Annotated in this window: 1 protein-coding gene; it reads right to left on the reverse strand. The window is 71.6% G+C overall.

What is annotated here, in order from left to right; translation table 11 throughout:
* Window positions 1-200 (reverse strand): ketoacyl-synthetase C-terminal extension domain-containing protein (locus IH68_RS51550; RefSeq protein WP_037886837.1); only part of this gene is annotated, 200 nt, incomplete at its 3' end.
* Window positions 201-232 lie beyond the last annotated feature (32 nt).

Genomic DNA, 232 nt, shown 5'->3' on the forward strand with positions numbered 1-232 from the left:
CGGTGCGACAGCCCCGAACCGGACGACAGCCACGCCGCCAGCCGCTCCGCCTGACCCCGCAACGCCGCCGCACTCGCACCCGACACCACCACCGGCACCAGCCCCGGCTCGGACGGCGCCTCAACCACCTCCGCCGACACCTCGGGAGCCTCTTCGAGGATCACATGGGCATTGGTGCCACTGATACCGAAGGACGACACACCCGCACGACGGGAACGGTCCTCCGACCGCG

Origin of the sequence: Streptomyces sp. NRRL S-646, from assembly GCF_000720765.1 — a bacterium.
Lineage (GTDB): Bacteria > Actinomycetota > Actinomycetes > Streptomycetales > Streptomycetaceae > Streptomyces.